The organism is Rhodococcus sp. PAMC28707 (assembly GCF_004795915.1).
Classification (GTDB): domain Bacteria; phylum Actinomycetota; class Actinomycetes; order Mycobacteriales; family Mycobacteriaceae; genus Rhodococcoides.
On the sequence record NZ_CP039253.1, the window covers coordinates 646567 to 665416 of the forward strand.

Below are 18850 nucleotides of genomic sequence, written 5' to 3' on the forward strand. Positions count from 1 at the left end.
CTGCCGAGCACCGGATCCGGTCCCGAGTGCGCGAGTGACTTTCACGCTCCGGTGACCACTGTCGGTGATCTCCCGGGGTAAGTCGGTATGTAGGTGGTAGCCCGAGGCCAGAAATGCCGGGACCACGACGGCAGGCCCATGGACCTCGCGAAGAAGCTCGGATGGAGAGGGTCCGAGGACATCGACGAAAGCGACCCGCGACACCCCGACCTGTCCGCTCACGGCATCGGCCAATTCGGCGATCATCTCCACGCCGCGCGGATCTCGGGTCCCGTGAGCTACCAGGACGAGCGAAGGATCTGATTTCATCTAGTACTTGCTCCCTTCGCAGATGGGCATGGCGGACATGGACGTTCGTTCGGGTATCTCGGACTCTTCGCACTCCTCGCTGACCTCGGGTTCGTCGACCGCCAGCCGGTAGCCTCGTTTGACCACGGTGTGAATGGCCTTCGGTGCGCCGAGGGCAGAGCGGAGCCGAGTCATGGCCGTTTCGACGGCGTGAGTATCTCCCCCGCCGCCGGGTAGCGATGCGAGTAGATCTTCCCGGGATACCACTCGCCCAGGTCGCTTCGACAAAGTCTTGAGCAGCGCCATGCCCGCCGGGGATACCGCACGCACTTCGCCGTCGACAACGACACATTTGCCGCGCACGCTCAGAAGGTGGCCACCCGCGCTCAAGAGTTGGGAGCGTCGCGGTAGTTCCTCCGCAATATGACGCGCCAGCGCCCCGAGGCGAGCACGGGCCGGCTGCGTCGTCGCGACGTTCAGTTGTTCGAGAGGCGCGGCGGTGATCGGTCCTACACATACCGGCAGCACCCGGGTACGCATCGATTGCAGCAGAGGTTCGAGAACGCCGTTCTCGTGAGCTCGCATCAGCAGGGACGCCACTGCGGGCGCACTCGTGAAGCTGATGGCGTCGAGATCTCCGACGATGACTGCTTCGATCATGCGATCTATCGGAACGCTGTCGTCCGGTGCGATCCAGCGATACACCGGAACGGGCACCACTTCTGCTCCGGCGGCACGCAATGCCTTACAAAAGTCCGGAACCGGTTCCCACTCCGTTGTTGCGCCGTGGAGTTGCACCGCAATCCTTTTGCCTTCGACCCCCTGTGCGAGAAGATGTTCGAGCACTTCTGTCGAAGATTCCGAGGCCGGTGACCACTCTTCGCGTAGGTCGGCTGCGCGGATTGCCCCCTTGGCTTTCGGCCCACGAGCCAGTAGTCGCGACGACGCAAGTGCTGCTCCGAGGCTTTCGGCCTGACCCCACCCGTCGGCCGCCTCGATCCAGCCTCGAAATCCAATTCCCGTCGTTGCGACGGTGATCGTCGGCGGATCGGCGATGATGCCGGCGGTGACGCGTTCCAATTCGGCGTCGTCGGACAGCGGAATGATCCGGATGGCCGGTGCGTGCATTACCGAGGCTCCACGCCGAACGAGCAGCGTCGCGAACTCCTCGGCGCGCCGCGACGCGGTGATACCGACGGCGAATCCTGCCAGAGGTTCCCCGGTCTCGGCAGTCGAGCTCATGTCGATGCGCCACGCACGAAAATCACGCCGCCCGAGATCTTGGTCTCGAAAGATCCGAGCGAGATGTCGCTGACGTCGAGGCATCGGCCGTCGAGAAGAGAGAAGACCTGCTTGAGCAACGGCGAGGCCACAGTGGGTTCACCGCTCCGGTCGCCGACGAGACCCCTGGACATGACTGCTGCCCGGCCGAACGGATCGATGTTGCCGACCGCGAACACACGCGCATCGGGCAATGCGAACAACGCCACTTGGGTTCCTCCGCTCAGCAGAACGGCGACGCCTCGGCCAGGAACGAGCGCGTCGACGGTGCACGCGGCAGTCCACGAGCGCGCGGATTCGGTGCCCGATGTCGTGGGCAGCTGCTGGTTCCTGTTTCTGGTGGTGCTGGTTCGAGACTCGATGACAGTCATCACGTACCTCCTGGTGCTATTGCACGTTGCCCGTGTTTCTCGGTCGTTAAATAGCGGTTACTCAGATGTGCACATGCGGTCCGATGCCCCGGGAGGCTGTGTGAGCGATATCTCAACCGCCGAAAGCCGGCATCCCCATCAGCACCGGAACCTTGCGCTCACCCGACTCGTCGAAGGCGATGGTCGGATCGATCGCCTCGGGCACATTCACGAACGAGACGAATCTGCCCAACTTCTCCTCGTCCTCGAGAACGCCTGCCCATTCGTCCTTGTATCCGGCCACATGGCGGTCCATATCGGCCTCGAGTTCGGCGCCGATCCCCAGGCTGTCCTCGCAGACGATGGCCTTCAGATGCTCGAGACCACCATCGAGCGCATCGAGCCACGGCGCGGTCCGCTGCAAACGGTCCGCGGTCCGCACATAGAACATGAGGTACCGGTCGATGTAGCTGACTAGGGTGGCGTCGTCGAGATTCGATGCGAGCAACCGCGCATGCCTGGGCGATTGGCCGCCATTGCCGCCGACGTACAGATTCCAACCGCCTTCGGTAGCGATGACGCCGACATCCTTACCCCGCGCCTCCGCACATTCGCGAGCACAACCGGAGACACCGAACTTGATCTTGTGGGGCGAGCGCAGGCCTCGGTATCGATTCTCGAGGTCAACGGCCATCCCCACCGAATCCTGGACGCCGTAACGGCACCAACTCGATCCGACGCAACTCTTGACCGTGCGCAACGACTTACCGTAGGCCTGACCGGATTCCATGCCCGCGTCCACCAACCGCTTCCAGATCGCAGGTAGCTGCTCCACGCGGGCTCCGAACATGTCTATTCGCTGACCGCCGGTGACCTTGGTGTACAGACCGAAATCTCGTGCCACCTCACCGATGACGATGAGTTGTTCGGCCGTGCACTCCCCTCCCGGCATGCGTGGAACAACGGAATACGTGCCGTTCTTCTGAATGTTGGCCAGGAAATGATCGTTGGTGTCCTGTAGAGATGCCTGCTCACCGTCGAGGATATGGTCCGAGGACGTCGAGGCCAGGATCGAAGCTACGACCGGCTTGCAGATGTCGCATCCAGTCCCTTTGCCGTACTTGACGATCAGCGAAGAGAACGTGCGGGTGTTCGTCGCCCGAACGATCTCGAACAGCTCGGCACGTGAGTGACCGAAGTGCTCGCACAGCGCCTTCGACATCACCACACCCGATGCGGAAAGAAGCGCCTTGATCGACGGAAGGCATCCCCCACACGTCGTGCCGGCGTTCGTACAGCTCTTCACCGAGGCTAGATCACAGGCCCCCTCCGCTATCGCGTTGCAGATCGCACCCTTGCTCACACCGTTGCACGAACAGATCTCGACATCAATCGGCAACGCACCGATCCCGACTTCCTCGGCTGCAGGGGAAATCAACGATGCTGGATCGCCGGGAAGTTCCCGTCCGACCAAAGGGCGAAGCAGTGAGTACGCGGCAGCATCCCCGACGAGGATTCCACCGAGCAAGGTCTTCGCATCGTCGGAGACGACCAACTTGGCGTACGTCCCTTTCGGAGCGTCACCGAAGACAACCTCGAGCGCTCCCGGTGTGAGAGCCATGGCGTCGCCGAAGCTGGCGACGTCGACACCCATGAGCTTGAGCTTGGTGGACATATCGGCACCGGGGAATTCCGCTGCACCGCCGAGCAATCGGTCGGCCACGACCTCTGCCGTCGAATAACCAGGGGCGACGAGCCCGTAGGAAGTCCCTTCGACTGCGGCACATTCTCCGATGGCGTAGACATCGGGATCGACCGTGCGGCAACCGACGTCCACCAAAATCCCGCCGCGCTCACCCACTTCGAGGCCGCAGTCCCGAGCAAGGCGATCCTGTGGCCGCACACCGGCCGAGAACACCAGCAGCGCTGCATCGATGACGCTGCCGTCGGACAACTCCACCGAAAGCCCTGCCCCGTCGGCATTCTCGGTGATCGACGAGGTACCGACACCGGTGTGGACGGTCAGCCCGAGATCGGTGACCAGACGTGCCAACAGCGCGCCACCACCCTCGTCGACCTGAAGCGGCATCAGTCGCGGAGCGAATTCGACGACATGGGGCGTCATGCCCATCTTTTGCAGCGCGTTGGCTGCTTCGAGTCCGAGTAGACCTCCGCCCACCACGACACCCACCGCGCCTGGACCCGCCGCGTCCGCGCAGGCCCTGATCCGGTCCAGGTCGTCGAGCGTGCGGTAGACGAAGCACTCCGGGCGATCGTGCCCGGTGATCGGAGGAACGAAAGGGTAGGAACCGGTAGCGAATACGAGGGTGTCGTAGTCGACGGTCTCGCCGGTCGATGTCGTGACCGTCTTCGTTGCGCGGTCGATGCGCTCGGCTCGCACACCGATTCGCAGATCGACGGCTGTGTTACCGAGATCGCTTGTGTCGTCGAGATAGTCGTTACCCGCCAGCGCGAGCTCCCGGTGATCCCAGGCGCCCACATAGGACGAAAGCCCCACTCTGTCGTAGGCGGGCAATGCCTCCTCGCAGAGCACTGTCACCTTCCAGTCGGACGCGGTGTCTCGCGCGCGGAGAGCCTCCACGAATCGGTGACCTACCATGCCGTGTCCTACAACCACCGCGTTCTTCACGTGAGTTGTCCTTTCGAGAATTTCGGGTCGAACAATGTTCGAGGAGAAGAGAAGTCAGACCGCGACGGGTGCGTTCGTCTTCTTGCCTTCGAGAACCCGCGGCTTACGCAGATAAACGGCCCACGTCACTGCACAGCACACGACATAGAAGACGAGAAACACCCAGAAGGCCGTGGTTGCGGACTTCGCCGCGCCCGAGTACGAAGCTCGCAGCACGAGGTTGATTCCCACACCACCCAAAGCCCCTATGGCACCGGCAATTCCGATGAGCGCGCCGGACATCCTACGCGAGAAATGCTGCTGTTCCTCGACGCTCATGCCCTGCAGTTCAACGGACTTGGCGGCGAAGATCGCAGGAATCATCTTGTAGACCGAACCGTTGCCGATGCCGGACAGAAGGAACAGAAGAATGAACCCGATCACGAAAAGGGTCATCATGGTTCCGGTGGCAGCACCTGCGGTGTTGTCGTCCCACGTGCCTGCGGCAACCAGGATCCCGGTGGAGAAGACCATCGCCACGAACGTGTACAGCGTGATCTTGCCACCACCGATCTTGTCGGCGAGCTTGCCACCGAACGGTCGTGAAATCGATCCGAGCAAAGGTCCGAGAAATGCGATCTGAGCTGCGTGCAACGATGCTTGTGCCTGCTGGGCTGCGGTGGCGGGAGCGCCGTCGGTGATTCCGGCAAGGAAATTGATCTGCAGAACCTGACCGAACGCAAAACTGAATCCGATGAACGAGCCGAACGTTCCGACGTAGAGGAAGGCTATCCACCAGGAATCGGAGAACCTGAGAACGTCGATCATCGAGCGGCCGTTAGTCTTCTGGTTCTCGAGGTTGTCCATGAAGAGTGCGGCACCGACGGCGGCGATCGCGATGAAGACGAGGTAGACGGCACACACGATTTCGGGAGCCGTGTTGCCGATCGTGGCGATGACCAACAGGCCGATGAGTTGAATGACAGGCACACCGATGTTTCCACCGCCGGCGTTCAGCCCGAGTGCCCACCCCTTTTCGCGCTGCGGATAGAAGGCGTTGATGTTGGTCATCGAGGACGCGAAGTTGCCACCACCGAGGCCGGCAAAGGCTGCGACGACGATGTAGGTGGTGTACGACGCCGGGTTCAGCATGAAGTACATGGTCAGTATCGTCGGGATCAACAGGACGAGGGCGCTGAAGATCGTCCAGTTACGACCGCCGAATTTGGCTGTCGCAAACGTGTACGGAACCCGAAGGATCGCTCCGACCAGCGTTGGCACCGCGACGAGGAAGAACTTGCCTGCCGCGTCGATGCCGTAGACCGACACGGGCATGAACAGAACCATCACGGACCAGATCGACCAGATGGAGAATCCGACGTGCTCGGCGACGACGGACCAGATCAAATTCCGCTTCGCGATCGTCTTGCCCCCGGCCTCCCACGCCTCGACGTCCTCGGAGTTCCAGTGGCTGATGCGGTGCTCGATCGACACCGGAACGCGTCCTCGCTCGGGCGTCGCTGTCGAAGCATCTTGGGCTGGTGGTGCCTCGGGAATGCTGGTCACGTGGGCCTCCTGATCGCGTGGGAGACCCAAAGGTAGAAAAACCGTGTTGCGGGGGCGCTGCCTGCGGTGACCTGTCGATTAACTTGCTCTCACGTGGCAAAACCGCTACCCGTGAGGTCGTCGACGCTACGACCCTGCGGTCAGGACCCCACGGTCACCAGGTGTCTTCGAGCATGCGCGGACGGCAGCACAGGTACCCGGCGAAGAGCAGAACCGCAACACATCCGGTCAGGAGGAGCATCGGTATTCCCCAGCCCCCGGAGAGTGTGTGCAGCAGTCCGAACGACAGCGGCCCGGTGGCCGATACGACGTATCCGAGGCCCTGGGTGAATCCCGAGAGTGCCGAGGATCCGGCATGGGTGCGGGTGCGGAGATTGATGAGTGTCAACGACATCGGGAATGTCATCGTGCCGAGTCCGATGAGGCATACCCAGAGAACAGTTCCGGCGGTCGGCGAGAAATACAGTCCGGCAAACCCGATGAGGTAGAAGACGGCAGCCGCGATGACCAAGCCGTACGGGTTGCGCAGGCGCGCGCACAGCGACGGGGCGGCCAGCGAGGAAATCAGACCCATGCCGCCGAACGCTGCGACCGAGGCACCGGCGAAGGCCTCACTGATGCCCGAATCGGTGAGGATCGTCGGTAGCCAGGTCAGCATCGAGTAGGTGATGAACGAGGTCATCGCGAACATGCCGACCATTCCCCATGCCAGCGACGAGAGCCAGATTTTGCCTTCCGAATGCTCCGGCACGGCCGCTATGCTCGCCGCTTCCCTGCCATCACGCTCACGGCGTGAGAGAACGACACCGAGCCATGGCACTGCTGCCGCCACCCCCACCACGGCCCACATCCCGATCGAGATACGCCATCCGAATGCCTCCGCGACGGGAACTGCCAACAGCGGAGGGACCATCGTGCTGATCTGCATGGCACAGATGTAGAGGGTGCTGACCACGGCCAGACGATCGGAGAAGTAGCGCTTCACCAGCGGCGGAAGGACGACGTTCCCGATTCCCATGCCTGCCAGCGCGAGTGCCGACAAGGCGAGGAGCGAGCCGGTCCCCGGCGCGAATGCTCGGGTAGCCATGCCGAGGGTCGTCGCCAACATCGCCACGAGGGCGGCGCGCTCGAGTCCGATTCTCTTGACGATGAGGGGTGTCAGAAGGCCGAAGACGGCGAACATCGCCGGTGGGAGCATTCCGACCAGTCCGACGACCGTGGATCCGAAGTGGAGTTCGTCGCCGATACGCCCGAACAGTGGGCTGATCGAGGTCACGGCGGCACGCAATGTCAGCGCTGACAGAACGATGGCCGCGAAGACGAGTAGACGTCCTCGGACCAGATGCCTGGCGTGGGTCCTGTCGTTGGACTCTGTTACTGCAGCGGGACTCACCACCAAATCATAGGATGACCGGATCATCTGACGCAAAGCCTTAAACTGGCCTACACATCGAGAAGACAACGGGGAGTCACGCGTGCAGCAAGTTCAGCGTTCCAGTCTGATATCACAGGTCACTGCTCAGCTTCGCGAGGAGATCGTGGCCAAGCGTTGGCCAATCGGTACGCGTATTCCGGCAGAACCCGAGCTGTGCGAGTTGACCGGTACCGGTCGAAATACTGTCCGAGAAGCCGTGCAGGCTCTGGTCCACGCTGGAATGCTCGAGCGAAGGCAGGGATCGGGAACGTATGTGATGACGGTGTCGGATCTGGGCGGCGCGCTGGGAAAATATTTTGCCGACGCGCAGGACCGTGATGTCACCGAGCTACGACGCACCCTCGAGGTCACCGCGGCTATGCTTGCCGCCGAGCGAGCCGACGGAGACGACATCAGCGCACTACGAGAGGCACTCGCCGCACGAAATCTTGCCTGGACAACTAGTTCTCGCGACGACGCGATCGCGATCGATGCGCAGTTTCATCGCGCAATCGTCGCCGCTTCCCACAACGCCATCTATCTGGAGTTCTACGATTCGCTACTGCCGGTGATCCGCCGGGCCATGCATCATCACGCCGCCGAACACGAAAACGACTATGTGGACGAACATGCCGCGCTGGTCGAGGCCGTAGCGGCAGGCGACCCTCTACGTGCGGGCGAGGCAGCACGTGTGTTCTTCCGCGAACTCGGGGCGGACCACTGAACTAAAGGATCAGCCGTACCAAATCGGCCGTCCGCGCGAGCCCGGGGAAAGCTTCGGGCGTCGAGCGCGGATGCAGCGCATGCACCGCGAACCGAAAGATCAAGGCACGCAACAACATTTGTGACCATTCGGGAAGATCGTCCCAGCGCCCGATCAAAGCATCGTCCGCTCCACCCCACGAAATGGCATCGACCACGGCCACCGCTGCGGCCCATGACGTCGGACGCCAATACGGGGTGATGTCGGTGAGGCCAGGGGCTTCGCTGCCGTCGAACAGCACCGTGCCGAACAAATCGCCGTGCACCAACTGGTCTGCCGACTCGACAGGTCTGCGCAGACTCGCGAACTGCTTGATCAATTCGAGGCTCTGACGCCCGTCTTCGGAGGTCACTTCCGGAGCGCCCGCACCCCGCGCCGCACGCAGGGGAACAGCCTCCCAAGCCGCCCGATCTGCCGCAACGAACACATCCACATCCGCCCACGGGGCAACGGGCGGCTGCACCAGAAAGCGAGGGCGCTCCAACTGGGCCGTTGCCGCATGCAGCCGCATCGACAGCGACACGACCTCGTCGTGCCGCGGTTCCGGCGAACCCTCGATGAAGGTGTCAGCGCGCCAACTACTGACTACGTAACGCCCGTCGGTCGACCGGACGGGACGCGCAAGGCGGACACCGTCGACGGCCAGGGTCTCGCGAACCTTCGCCGACCACGCAGCACGCGCGTGATCTGCGACAGGCGAAAGCACGACATCACCGAGTCGCCACCCACCGTCCCAGTCGGCACCGAGCGGCGTGGGCGGTACATCGCGCAACCCGAATGTGGAGATCACGTGTTGAGGGGGTTCCACTGAGCTCACAACTCTCACGCTACCGCCGACTAGCCGCACCGCTCCGCAGGCGCGCGTGGAGTACGACCGGCCGAACCGTGCCGACATGCGACTAGTAGATCGGCAAGCTGGGATCGATCTGACCGGCCCAGGCGATAATGCCGCCTTGCAGATGAACTGCATCGGCGAAACCCGCCTGCTTGAGGACGGCAAGTGCCTCTGCCGACCGAATTCCCGTTTTGCAATGCAACACGATGCGCCGATCGTGGGGAAGCGACGCGAGCGCATCCCCGGAGATGATCCCGCCCTTCGGCACCAGGGTTGCCCCCGCGATGTGCACGATGTCCCACTCCACCGGCTCGCGAACATCGATCAACGCGACATCGGCACCAGTCTCGAGCAACACCGCCAACTCGTTCGGCGTGATCGTCGAACCTTCCTCCCCAGCCGCGCCCTCGTCGGACACGACACCACAGAACGCGTCGTAGTCGATGAGTTCGGTGATCGGAATCCGATCCGGATCCCGCTGCAGACGGATAGTGCGGTAGCTCATGGCCAACGCGTCGTACACCAACAATCGACCCAGCAAAGTGTCACCGATACCGGTGATCAGCTTGATCGCCTCGGTCACCATGACCGACCCGATCGAAGCACACAGGACCCCGAGCACACCGCCCTCCGCACAGGAGGGAACCATGCCAGGCGGCGGAGCCTCCGGATACAGATCTCGCAGGTTCAGACCGACCCCGTCCGGCGCATCCTCCCAGAACACCGAGACCTGACCTTCGAAACGGTAGATCGACCCCCACACGTAGGGCTTACCGGCCAGAGCAGCGGCGTCGTTGACGAGGTAGCGCGTGGCGAAGTTGTCGGTTCCGTCGAGAACGAGATCGTACTGCTCGAAGAGAGGCACGGCATTCGAGCGATCCAGTCGCACATTGTGCAGCCTGACCTCGACGCCGGAGTTCATTTCGCGAATCGAATCGCGAGCGCTTTCCCCTTTCGGGCGGCCGACGTCGGAACTACCGTGGATGACCTGTCGCTGCAGGTTGGACAATTCGACGTCATCGAACTCGACGATCCCCAGCGTCCCCACACCTGCCGCCGCTAGATAGAGCAATGCAGGCGAGCCGAGCCCTCCGGCGCCGATCACCAACACTCGGGCGTTCCGCAACCGTCGCTGCCCCGTCATTCCTACGTCGGGGATGATCAGATGGCGACTGTATCGAGCCACCTCGTCGAGCGTGAGCTCTCCTGCCGGTTCGACCAGCGGGGGCAACTGCGTCATGAAAAATGCACTCCTCGACGGCACTCCGTCAGTGGCCGTATGCCACGTTCGATCACTTCACGTTACCGAACTGCCCATTCGCCGCCGCTTCGGTGATCCACCGCTCGCACCGGTCCGCGTCTCGAGACGAGCGTTCAGCTACGCGGGTAAGGCCACGGATTGAACCGACAGGTCTTGCCGTCCATAGGCACGACGCCTTCTGGATCGAGGCGGGCGATGTCGTCGTTCGAGGTACCGAAGGTTTGCTGCATCATGACCGGGGCCAGGCCTCCCTCGGTTTCGCAAGGCTGATGCTGCTGATAGCCGATCGCGTGTCCGACCTCGTGATTTATCTGATATTGACGATACGAGCCGATATCACCTTGAAATGCGATGGCACCACGCACCCATCGGGGCTCGTTGAGCACGACACGACCGATTCCAGGGTTGTAGCACGATACTTCGAGCTGAATGTCGTAACCACAGGCCTTACGGATGGACATCTGCGAGGTCAGCGAGATTCGAAAATCAGGATCACCGGATTCGATTCTGCGGAATGCGAACCGGGGGTCGTTCGTCCAACTCTTCGGGTTGCCAAGTGTCTGATCGACCAGTCTTCCGAACGACTCGTCACCACCGAATCCTGCCGTATCGATACCGTCCTCGACCTCGACGGTGTAGGTGAAGGTGCGCTCGGTCCCTTGACCGACTTTGTTCGACGATCCAGGGACCAGGTGCCAGGTACCCGCACCATCGACAGCAAACGACCCGCCGTCCGGTAGCTCACCGGAGGGAATGGATGCAGCGAAGTTGCCGTCGGCTTGCGGCGGAACCCCGATCACTCCGGAACCGCTCGTGTCCGAGCTGAGCGCTCCGAATCCCGGATCCGCCGGCAGTGAGAGGTTTCCCGTTGCGGTGGTGGTGGGATCGCCGGTGCGCACCGCGTCGACCACGACCAGAGTGGTCACCACCAGAAGCAGCGGAATTGCATAGGCGCGCCAACCATAGACGGATGCAAATTTTCCGAGCTTGCTCTGTTTTCTGACTTGACGTTCCGGACGCGGTGTCCGCGGACGTCGTAATTCTTCTCGGCTCGTAGGGTCCCACTGGGCCCGCAGCGGCTGGTGCGATCCTGCGCCGCCGACTTCACGCGGGAGATCGTCCGGACCGCTTTCATAACGTCGAGCAGGGCCGTCATTCCCTCGCGCTCGAGCGTTCTCCGTACGGCGATCGCCGTCGGTACGGCGGCCTTCTGCGGCCTCGAACCGACGTGACCGCTGATCGGGTGGGAGGTATGCACCCCCGCGCCTCGGCCCTCCTCGGTCAGTCACTCCGCCAGAATCTCACAGTCTGGCGCATACGCCGCTCGCCGCGCCGAAAATTATGCCTACGAACAAACTCCATGCCCGATTCGGGCCTACTTATCAAGATGTCCGACTTGTCCAAGGATGTGACTCGATAAACGAGGAGTACCCGCAGTCCCTTCGGTCACAACTTCGACAGGTATTGTTGCCAACGATCTGCGCTACAAGTACCAAACGCCTTCGGACACGGGCACCCCCGGGCAGCCGACACCGGCGCAGTGACTATGCGGATGGGATCAACCACTATGACAGAACTCGCGGATCGGATGTCCTCGGACCGTCCGACTCCTCCAGCCGGCCGCCGCAGCGCGCGCTTGCCACGCGAGGCGCGGCGCGCGCAACTCTTGGCTGCAGCAAGCGAGATTTTCGTGACCCGTGGATATCACGCGTCCGGAATGGATGAGATCGCCGAATGCGCCGGAGTCAGCAAGCCGGTACTCTACCAACATTTCCCCGGCAAACTCGAGCTGTATCTCGCCGTATTGCAAAGCTACGTGGACACCCTGATCTCGGGGGTCAGGCAGGCGTTACGTTCGACGACCGACAACCGGCAGCGCGTCCGCGCTGCGGTGCTGGCGTTCTACGACTTCGTCGACACCGACACGCAGGGGTTTCGCCTGGTGTTCGAATCGGATCTCATGGGCGACCCCCAGGTGAGTGCCCGCGTCGAGCAGGCAACGGAAGCATGCGTCGACGCAGTGTTCGACCTCGTCGCTCACGACTCGGGCCTGGATCCGTACCGAGCGCGCGTGCTTGCCGTCGGTCTCGTCGGTGCCAGCCAGTTCACTGCGAGGTACTGGCTCGAGGCCGACCGCCCGATTTCCAAAGAGGACGCCGTCGACACAACGGTGTCACTTGCCTGGGGCGGACTGTCCCATGTTCCGCTTCAGTCTCCCTAGAGTTCACGACAACGCGATAGCCCCCGTATCGATCTTCCGATACGGGGGCTATCGCGTTGTCGATCCAGAAATCTAGGTCGCGAATCCGACCTTACGAGGATCGGCTGGGCCAATCTCCACGTACGCCACCTTCGCGGCCTGCACGAGATACTTGCGGCCCTTCTCGTCGACGAGGGCCAGCACGCCGTCCTTGCCACTCAAAGCCTGAGCAACGAGCTTCTCGACCTCGTCCGGCGACTGTGCACTGTTCACCACGAGCTCGCGAGAGCTTTCCGACACACCGATCTTGACCTCCACGGCCAACCTCCGAACTCATAGACAACTAAAGCTGCTTCATCCAGGCTAGTGCAGCCGACACCTCAGGAGCTCACCTCGCGCCTGTGCTGTCAGCGAACACCATGTTCTCTGCTAGACGAGCCCGAGCACGCGCATCCTTTTCGAGTGCTGCTCCTGCATCCGATCGAACAACGCTGCGACACCGTTGAGATCCCCCGATACCGCTATCACCAAGTCGGTGAGGCTCTCGCGCTGCGCCAAGACGTGCTGTGCCTGGGTGATCGCTTCGCCGAGTAGTCGCCGGCCCCACAACATCAGGCGTGCCTTGTCCTGAGAGCTTTCCTGCACCCGGACCGCGACCTCGTGAACCACGAATTCCGAATGACCGGTCTCGGCGAGAACCTCGCGGACGATCCTCGCGACTTCGGGATCGAGGGTGTGGGCGATCTCGCGGTAGAAGTCGGCCGCAATTCCATCGCCGACGTAGGCTTTGACAAGAGCTTCCATCCACGTCGAGGGGGTCGTCGAAGCGTGGTACTCGTCGAGTGCGCGGACGAAAGGGTCCATCGCGGTGTAGACGTCCACTCCTCGGTCCGACAGTGCTCCGACCACAGTTTCGAAGTGGTTCATTTCCGCCGCCGCCATACTTGCCAGCGCGACACGACCCTGCATCGAGGGAGCCATCCGGGCGTCCTCGGCCAGCCGATAGAACGCGGAAATTTCGCCGTACGCCAGCACCGCGAAGAGATCCGATATCCCGGGGTGGTCGTAAGCGACCAACGTCATCTCGGATGAACCTCCGGAATCGGACGGGTCCTCCGTGGGTGAAGCCGAGGTCGACAGAGCAGCGGTCGATAGATCAGACGAATGAGCTCCCATGGAACACGATCGTAGTCGCGTCAGGATCGATGCTTCAGCGCAGACCGACGATGAGTGTCGGGTCGCGCGCACAGTCGCGAAGGCATCGAAAATCACTCGATACACAGGATGGGCGTTCGGCAAGCTACCATGGTGCTCAGATCACTGCACGGACCGATCGATACGGACCGACTCACGCGGAGATCAGTGACAATGTGTGCGCACCTGATCCGGGTCGCTACGACTGCTTCGCCCATCGTGTTCGGGCCCGAACACGATCGCGGCTGAGGCTCGACGCGACATCACATCGGATTGAGGGCATCGACTTCGGCCGGCAATAGGCCTGTGCCCTTCCTTGTGCGTACGTTCTCGATACGAGGAAGGCCAGACCCCTGAGCAAGATCATTATCGACCAAGAAGACGAGACCGGCGACACGACGTTGACCGCCCAACTCGACGACACGCACGTACCCCCGACCTTCGCCGAACTGGGCGTGCGTGAGGAGATCGTCCGATCCCTCAAGGACATCGGGATCGAGCGGACCTTCGCAATCCAGGAGCTGACACTCCCCCTGGCTCTGGCCGGTGACGACCTCATCGGTCAGGCCCGCACCGGAATGGGCAAGACCTTCGGGTTCGGCGTTCCACTGCTGCAGCGCATCTCCACAACGGACTCAGGCACCACGGCTCTCGACGGCACCCCGCGGGCGCTCATAATCGTGCCCACCAGGGAACTATGTGTGCAGGTCACCTCGGACCTCCAGAATGCGGCCAAACATCTCCGCTCGACGACTGGACCTGTCAAGGTGCTCTCGATCTACGGCGGTCGCCCCTACGAGGCACAGATCAGTGCCCTGCAGAACGGCGTCGACGTCGTCGTCGGTACACCCGGACGCCTTTTGGACCTCGCGAAGCAGGGTCACCTGATTCTGGGCAAGATCGGCGTCCTGGTACTCGACGAGGCCGACGAGATGCTCGATCTCGGGTTCTTGCCGGACATCGAACGCATTCTCGGAATGGTCCCGGACAAAAGGCAGACGATGTTGTTCTCGGCAACGATGCCAGGACCGATCATCACCCTCGCCCGTACGTTCCTCACCCAGCCGACTCATATTCGCGCCGAAGAGGCCGAGTCGTCGGCAGTGCACGATCGCACCGCCCAGCACGTCTACCGAGCTCACGCACTCGACAAGGTCGAGATGGTGACCAAGGTGCTCCAAGCAAACGGCCGCGGTGCGACCATGATCTTCACCCGTACCAAGCGCACCGCCCAGAAAGTCGCAGACGAACTCGCGGAACGTGGATTCGCCGTCGGCTCGGTGCACGGTGACCTCGGGCAGGTCCAGCGCGAAAAAGCGCTGAAGAAGTTCCGCACCGGTGGAATCGACGTTCTCGTGGCCACCGATGTGGCTGCCCGGGGCATCGATATCGACGACGTCACGCACGTCATCAACTACCAGTGCCCGGAGGACGAGAAGACATACGTTCACCGCATCGGCCGGACGGGCCGCGCAGGCCGCACCGGCATCGCTGTGACGTTGGTCGATTGGGATGACATCCCCCGGTGGCAGCTCATCGACAAAGCCCTCAATCTCGGGACACCCGACCCCGTCGAAACCTACTCGAGCAGCCCGCACCTGTTCGAAGAACTCGACATCCCAACCGGTGTGGGCAGCACAGTGCACAAGTCGTCCGAGGCCAAAGCCGCGAAGGACTCGAACGGTAGCGCTGCAACCGATGAGACCTCGGATGAAAAGGGCTCTGAGCAGCCCGACGCCGATGCGGAGCCGCGTGCTTCCAAGCCTCGCCGCTCCCGCTCTCGTTCGCGCACCAGAGCGGGTAAGCCCGCGACCGGAGAGGCTGACTCCGTCGCTGACACCACCGGTTCGGTAGCCACCGAATCGACCGGTGACACAGGGACAGAAACGACGGCTCCTCCACGTAGACGACGGCGTCGCCGCTCCTCCGCGTCAGCCTCGTCCGGTGCGGCCGCGTCGGAGTAGTCTCCCAAACTGTGCTTGCACCCGAACGTCGGCGCCGGTCCGATATCGTCGTCGCCGTAGCGATCGCAGTCGTGACCGTGCTCGTTCTCGGAGTTGTGTGGCTCCGAAGCGACGCGCACGGCACGACATCAGCCCCTGCGGAATCTCCTTTGCACCAAGCGAATGTGGCAACGTCGATTCCGGACGCGCTTACCGAGACTTGGCGTGCGTCGAGTCCGGTCACGTCGGCACCGGTCACCACAGGCGGTGCCGTCGTCACGGGCGACGGTGGCACTGTCACCGGTCGGGACCCGCTCGACGGCTCCATTGCATGGAGCTATAGCCGAGATCGAAAGCTTTGCGCCGTTACGGAGGCGTGGAATACGATCGTCGCGGTCTATCAGGACGCCAGGGGTTGCTCGCAGGTCACCGAACTCGACAGCTCCAGTGGTACGCGAAAAGCTCAACGTAGCAGTGACGCTGATGCGAATATCGTGCTGAGCGATGACGGAACCTACGTCACCTCTCGCGGTGACACTCGAATGGAGCTATGGCGCTCGGACCTGGTCCGAACACTCGAATACGGTCGCGTCGACGCGCCGGTCAATCCGAGTGGTCAACCCAGATCCGGTTGCACTCTACTGTCCTCCGCTTCCAACAGTTCTCGCGTCGCAGTTCTCGAGCAGTGCCGAGGTGAGTCCGGGGCGCGACTGACAACGATGAATCCAGCCCCGAAGGATGCCCAGCAGCCGGAGGAATACGGTTCTTCCGTCGTGGCGGCGTTGATAGGATCCGACGGCCCGATCGCCGGAGCATCGATTCTTGTCGCCTCGGGTGACCGTGTGGCAGTGGCTATTCCAGCACATTCCGCTCAACCATCGAGGGTTGCCGTCTTCGACGGAAACGCACAGCCCGTGGCCGAGTTCGACCTTCCTTCCGCAGTCGTCGACGAAAACCACTCCCCCACAGCCGAAGCGGTAGTCAAGGCCGCATCGGTCTTCAGTTGGTGGACTGGAAGTGGAATCGTGGCACTGGGATTGACCGATCTGGCCCCGATGTGGTCGATCCCCGGCGCACTCGGACCCGGCACGGTCATGGCGGGTCGGCTACTGGTTCCGGTACCCGGCGGAACAGCAGTGATCGACCCCGCCAGGGGCACCGTAGAACGGACCTTGGACGTCGACCGAGCCGGTTATACCGGCCCAGTGGGCATGTCGGTGATCGGCGATGTCGTCATCGAGCAGCGCGGTGAGAACCTCGTTGCACTATCGGCACGCTGAAGCGATGCTACCGAAACCGATCAGTCCGGTGTGTTCGGAGAATAAGTGGCCAATTCGGTCCCGTGCTGCCAGTGTGCCAGAAGATTCGCTGCAAGTTCGCGATATGCCTGCGCGCCCTTGCTCTTTCGACCCGAGAGCACCGTCGACCCTGAAGCCGTAGCCTCCGCGAACCGGACAGTTCGCGGGATCGGTGGCGACAGAACCGGCAGATCGTATCGATCGGATACGTCGCCGAGCACATCCCTGCTGTGAGTGGTCCGCGCATCGAACAGAGTCGGCAGTGCACCGAGCAGGGTCAGATCAGGATTGGTGATCTGTTGGATCTCCGAGACGGTCCGAAGTAACTGTCCGACACCACGATGCGCGAGAGTTTCACATTGCAGTGGAACGAGCACCGATTGGGCTGCGGTGAGGCCGTTGAGGGTCAACACCCCCAGCGAAGGAGGGCAGTCGATGATGACGACGTCGAAATTGTCGATCACCGGCGCCAGCGCTCGCTTGAGAGCATATTCTCGTCCCGGACGCATGAGGAGCAACGCTTCGGCACCGGCAAGATCGATCGTCGCGGGCAGCAGCATGATGCCCTCGTCGGTTTCGATGAGCACGTCGGAAACCTTTTTGTCGCCGGTGAGGACTTCGTGCACGGATGAATCGAGTTTGTCGGGGTTGTGACCCAACGAAAACGTCAGGCACCCCTGCGGATCGAGATCGACCACGAGAACCCGCTGGTCGAGCGCGTGGAGTGCGGCCGCCAGCGACGCAACCGTCGTCGTTTTCGCGACGCCACCCTTCTGATTGGCCACTGCTAGTACTGTCGTCACACCGCTGATCCTTGCGTACAAAACACGACAGAGCCAGGCGAATGCAAATGTGGGCTCGTCGAAACCGAATCCGATGCGCCCACATTGCGACGTTCTTGATCTGATTCGTCGGCACCACGAACATCACGGCGGTGCCGATGGACCCGCTGTCTGCTGCACGATGTTCATCGATGTCGACCCACGTGCGACCTCGTGATGGATGAGCGTCTGCAGCGAGGCAGTCATGATCGGCATCATCGTGGATCCGAGTCCCATGCCCATCACGAACAATGCGCCTGACAGAAGGACAAACGAGTGTCCCCCTGATCGGTATTCCCTGTCGCCGCACTACGCTCTCGGTTTTGCCGGCGGATCCACCGTCTGGACTGTGAAACCAGACACGGCATCATTGCGGGTATGACGATCTCCAACTCTGGCACCACCGGCCGGGTCGTGCTACTCCGGCACGGCGAAACCGAATGGGCAACAAGTGGCCGGCACACGGGACCCACGGACGTCCCACTGACAGCAGTCGGCGAGCAGCAGGCCGTCGCGGCAGGCGAACTCATCGTGGAACTCGAACTGCGCGAGCCGCTGGTCCTGTCGAGCCCACGCGCGCGGGCTCAGCGGACTGCACACCTCGCCGGCCTGACGGTCGACCGAGAGTGGGACGCGCTCTCCGAAGTCGACTACGGAGACTACGAGGGCCTGACCTCACCCGAAATACACGCAACCGTGCCGCACTGGACCGTGTGGACGCACCCGTGCCCGAACGGTGAGTCGATCGACGATTTCGGCTCCCGTGCCGATCTCGTGCTCTCCGTCGTGCTGCCGGTCTTGGTCGAGCGCGACGTCATCCTCGTCGGACATGGCCATTTTTCGCGTGCTTTGCTCACTCGATGGTTGGAACTGCCTGTCGCCGAGGGGAAACGCTTCGCAATGGCTCCTGGTGCGTACTCGGTGCTGGGCTTCGATCATTCGTATCGACAGCTCGTCGTCCACAACATCGATCCGTCGGTGCGAACCGGGAGAAAGAAGCCGTGAGC

General features: G+C 62.3%; 16 protein-coding genes and 2 pseudogenes. 5 read left to right on the plus strand and 13 right to left on the minus strand.

Translation table 11 applies throughout. The features are described from left to right. Positions 1 to 5: 5 nt before the first annotated feature. From E5720_RS02970 to E5720_RS02995, 6 genes and pseudogenes are all read right to left on the minus strand, one after another. Positions 6 to 309 (minus strand): annotated as a pseudogene (locus E5720_RS02970) (CbiX/SirB N-terminal domain-containing protein); the annotation flags it as partial. After that, positions 310 to 1530: a uroporphyrinogen-III synthase gene (locus E5720_RS02975; RefSeq protein WP_136169404.1), complete on the minus strand. Its 1221-nt coding sequence runs from the start codon at positions 1528 to 1530 to the stop codon at positions 310 to 312. Next, on the minus strand, positions 1527 to 1940 hold the full coding sequence (gene nirD / locus E5720_RS02980) for a nitrite reductase small subunit NirD (protein WP_136169405.1): 414 nt from the start codon (positions 1938 to 1940) through the stop codon (positions 1527 to 1529). Before nirD ends, E5720_RS02975 begins: the two co-directional genes overlap by 4 nt. Positions 1941 to 2052: 112 nt before the next feature. Next, positions 2053 to 4539 carry a nitrite reductase large subunit NirB gene (gene nirB / locus E5720_RS02985; RefSeq protein WP_247596280.1) on the minus strand — a complete coding sequence of 829 codons (2487 nt, stop codon included), beginning with the start codon at positions 4537 to 4539 and terminating at the stop codon, positions 2053 to 2055. A gap of 84 nt (positions 4540 to 4623) precedes the next feature. Beyond that, entirely contained in the window at positions 4624 to 6036 is a 1413-nt protein-coding gene (locus tag E5720_RS02990) for a nitrate/nitrite transporter (protein ID WP_136172408.1), read from the minus strand. Positions 6037 to 6268: 232 nt separating this feature from the next. After that, entirely contained in the window at positions 6269 to 7507 is a 1239-nt protein-coding gene (locus E5720_RS02995; RefSeq protein ID WP_247596145.1) for an MFS transporter, read from the minus strand. An 82-nt stretch (positions 7508 to 7589) separates the two neighbouring features. Here E5720_RS02995 and E5720_RS03000 point away from each other — a divergent pair, with 82 nt between their 5' ends. Continuing rightward, positions 7590 to 8252, plus strand: coding sequence for a FadR/GntR family transcriptional regulator (locus E5720_RS03000; RefSeq protein ID WP_136169408.1), 663 nt, complete (start codon positions 7590 to 7592; stop codon positions 8250 to 8252). Position 8253: 1 nt separating this feature from the next. Here the strand turns inward: E5720_RS03000 and E5720_RS03005 are convergent, their stop codons facing one another. The 3 genes from E5720_RS03005 to E5720_RS03015 form a co-directional block, all read right to left on the minus strand. Next, positions 8254 to 9108, minus strand: a complete 855-nt coding sequence (locus E5720_RS03005; protein WP_136169409.1) for a TIGR02569 family protein — start codon at positions 9106 to 9108, stop codon at positions 8254 to 8256. Between the two features lie 82 nt (positions 9109 to 9190). Beyond that, complete coding sequence (gene moeZ / locus E5720_RS03010) at positions 9191 to 10366, minus strand: adenylyltransferase/sulfurtransferase MoeZ (RefSeq protein ID WP_136169410.1); 1176 nt, start codon at positions 10364 to 10366, stop codon at positions 9191 to 9193. A 134-nt stretch (positions 10367 to 10500) separates the two neighbouring features. Then, the gene (locus E5720_RS03015; RefSeq protein WP_136169411.1) at positions 10501 to 11676 is read right to left on the minus strand and encodes a DUF3152 domain-containing protein; all 1176 of its coding nucleotides are present in this window, start codon (positions 11674 to 11676) and stop codon (positions 10501 to 10503) included. A gap of 278 nt (positions 11677 to 11954) precedes the next feature. On the opposite strand from E5720_RS03015, the gene E5720_RS03020 reads away from it, so the two are divergent. Further along, positions 11955 to 12608 (plus strand): TetR/AcrR family transcriptional regulator, encoded by a 654-nt coding sequence (locus tag E5720_RS03020; protein WP_136169412.1) that lies wholly within the window; start codon positions 11955 to 11957, stop codon positions 12606 to 12608. Between the two features lie 72 nt (positions 12609 to 12680). On the opposite strand, the gene E5720_RS03025 is transcribed toward E5720_RS03020, so the two are convergent. Further along, positions 12681 to 12905: a DUF3107 domain-containing protein gene (locus E5720_RS03025; RefSeq protein ID WP_179142288.1), complete on the minus strand. Its 225-nt coding sequence runs from the start codon at positions 12903 to 12905 to the stop codon at positions 12681 to 12683. Between the two features lie 111 nt (positions 12906 to 13016). Next, entirely contained in the window at positions 13017 to 13670 is a 654-nt protein-coding gene (locus E5720_RS03030; RefSeq protein ID WP_247596146.1) for a ferritin-like fold-containing protein, read from the minus strand. A gap of 464 nt (positions 13671 to 14134) precedes the next feature. Here E5720_RS03030 and E5720_RS03035 point away from each other — a divergent pair, with 464 nt between their 5' ends. Then, positions 14135 to 15745 carry a DEAD/DEAH box helicase gene (locus E5720_RS03035; protein WP_136169414.1) on the plus strand — a complete coding sequence of 537 codons (1611 nt, stop codon included), beginning with the start codon at positions 14135 to 14137 and terminating at the stop codon, positions 15743 to 15745. A gap of 11 nt (positions 15746 to 15756) precedes the next feature. Continuing rightward, the gene (locus E5720_RS03040; RefSeq protein ID WP_136169415.1) at positions 15757 to 17004 is read left to right on the plus strand and encodes a hypothetical protein; all 1248 of its coding nucleotides are present in this window, start codon (positions 15757 to 15759) and stop codon (positions 17002 to 17004) included. A gap of 20 nt (positions 17005 to 17024) precedes the next feature. On the opposite strand, the gene E5720_RS03045 is transcribed toward E5720_RS03040, so the two are convergent. Both E5720_RS03045 and E5720_RS03050 read right to left on the minus strand, forming a co-directional pair. Further along, a complete protein-coding gene (locus E5720_RS03045) occupies positions 17025 to 17825 on the minus strand; it encodes an AAA family ATPase (RefSeq protein ID WP_136169416.1) in 801 nt (266 codons plus the stop codon). Between the two features lie 97 nt (positions 17826 to 17922). Next, positions 17923 to 18110: pseudogene (locus E5720_RS03050) on the minus strand (MFS transporter); the annotation flags it as partial. Between the two features lie 111 nt (positions 18111 to 18221). On the opposite strand from E5720_RS03050, the gene E5720_RS03055 reads away from it, so the two are divergent. Beyond that, positions 18222 to 18848, plus strand: a complete 627-nt coding sequence (locus E5720_RS03055; protein WP_136169417.1) for an acid phosphatase — start codon at positions 18222 to 18224, stop codon at positions 18846 to 18848. Positions 18849 to 18850 lie beyond the last annotated feature (2 nt).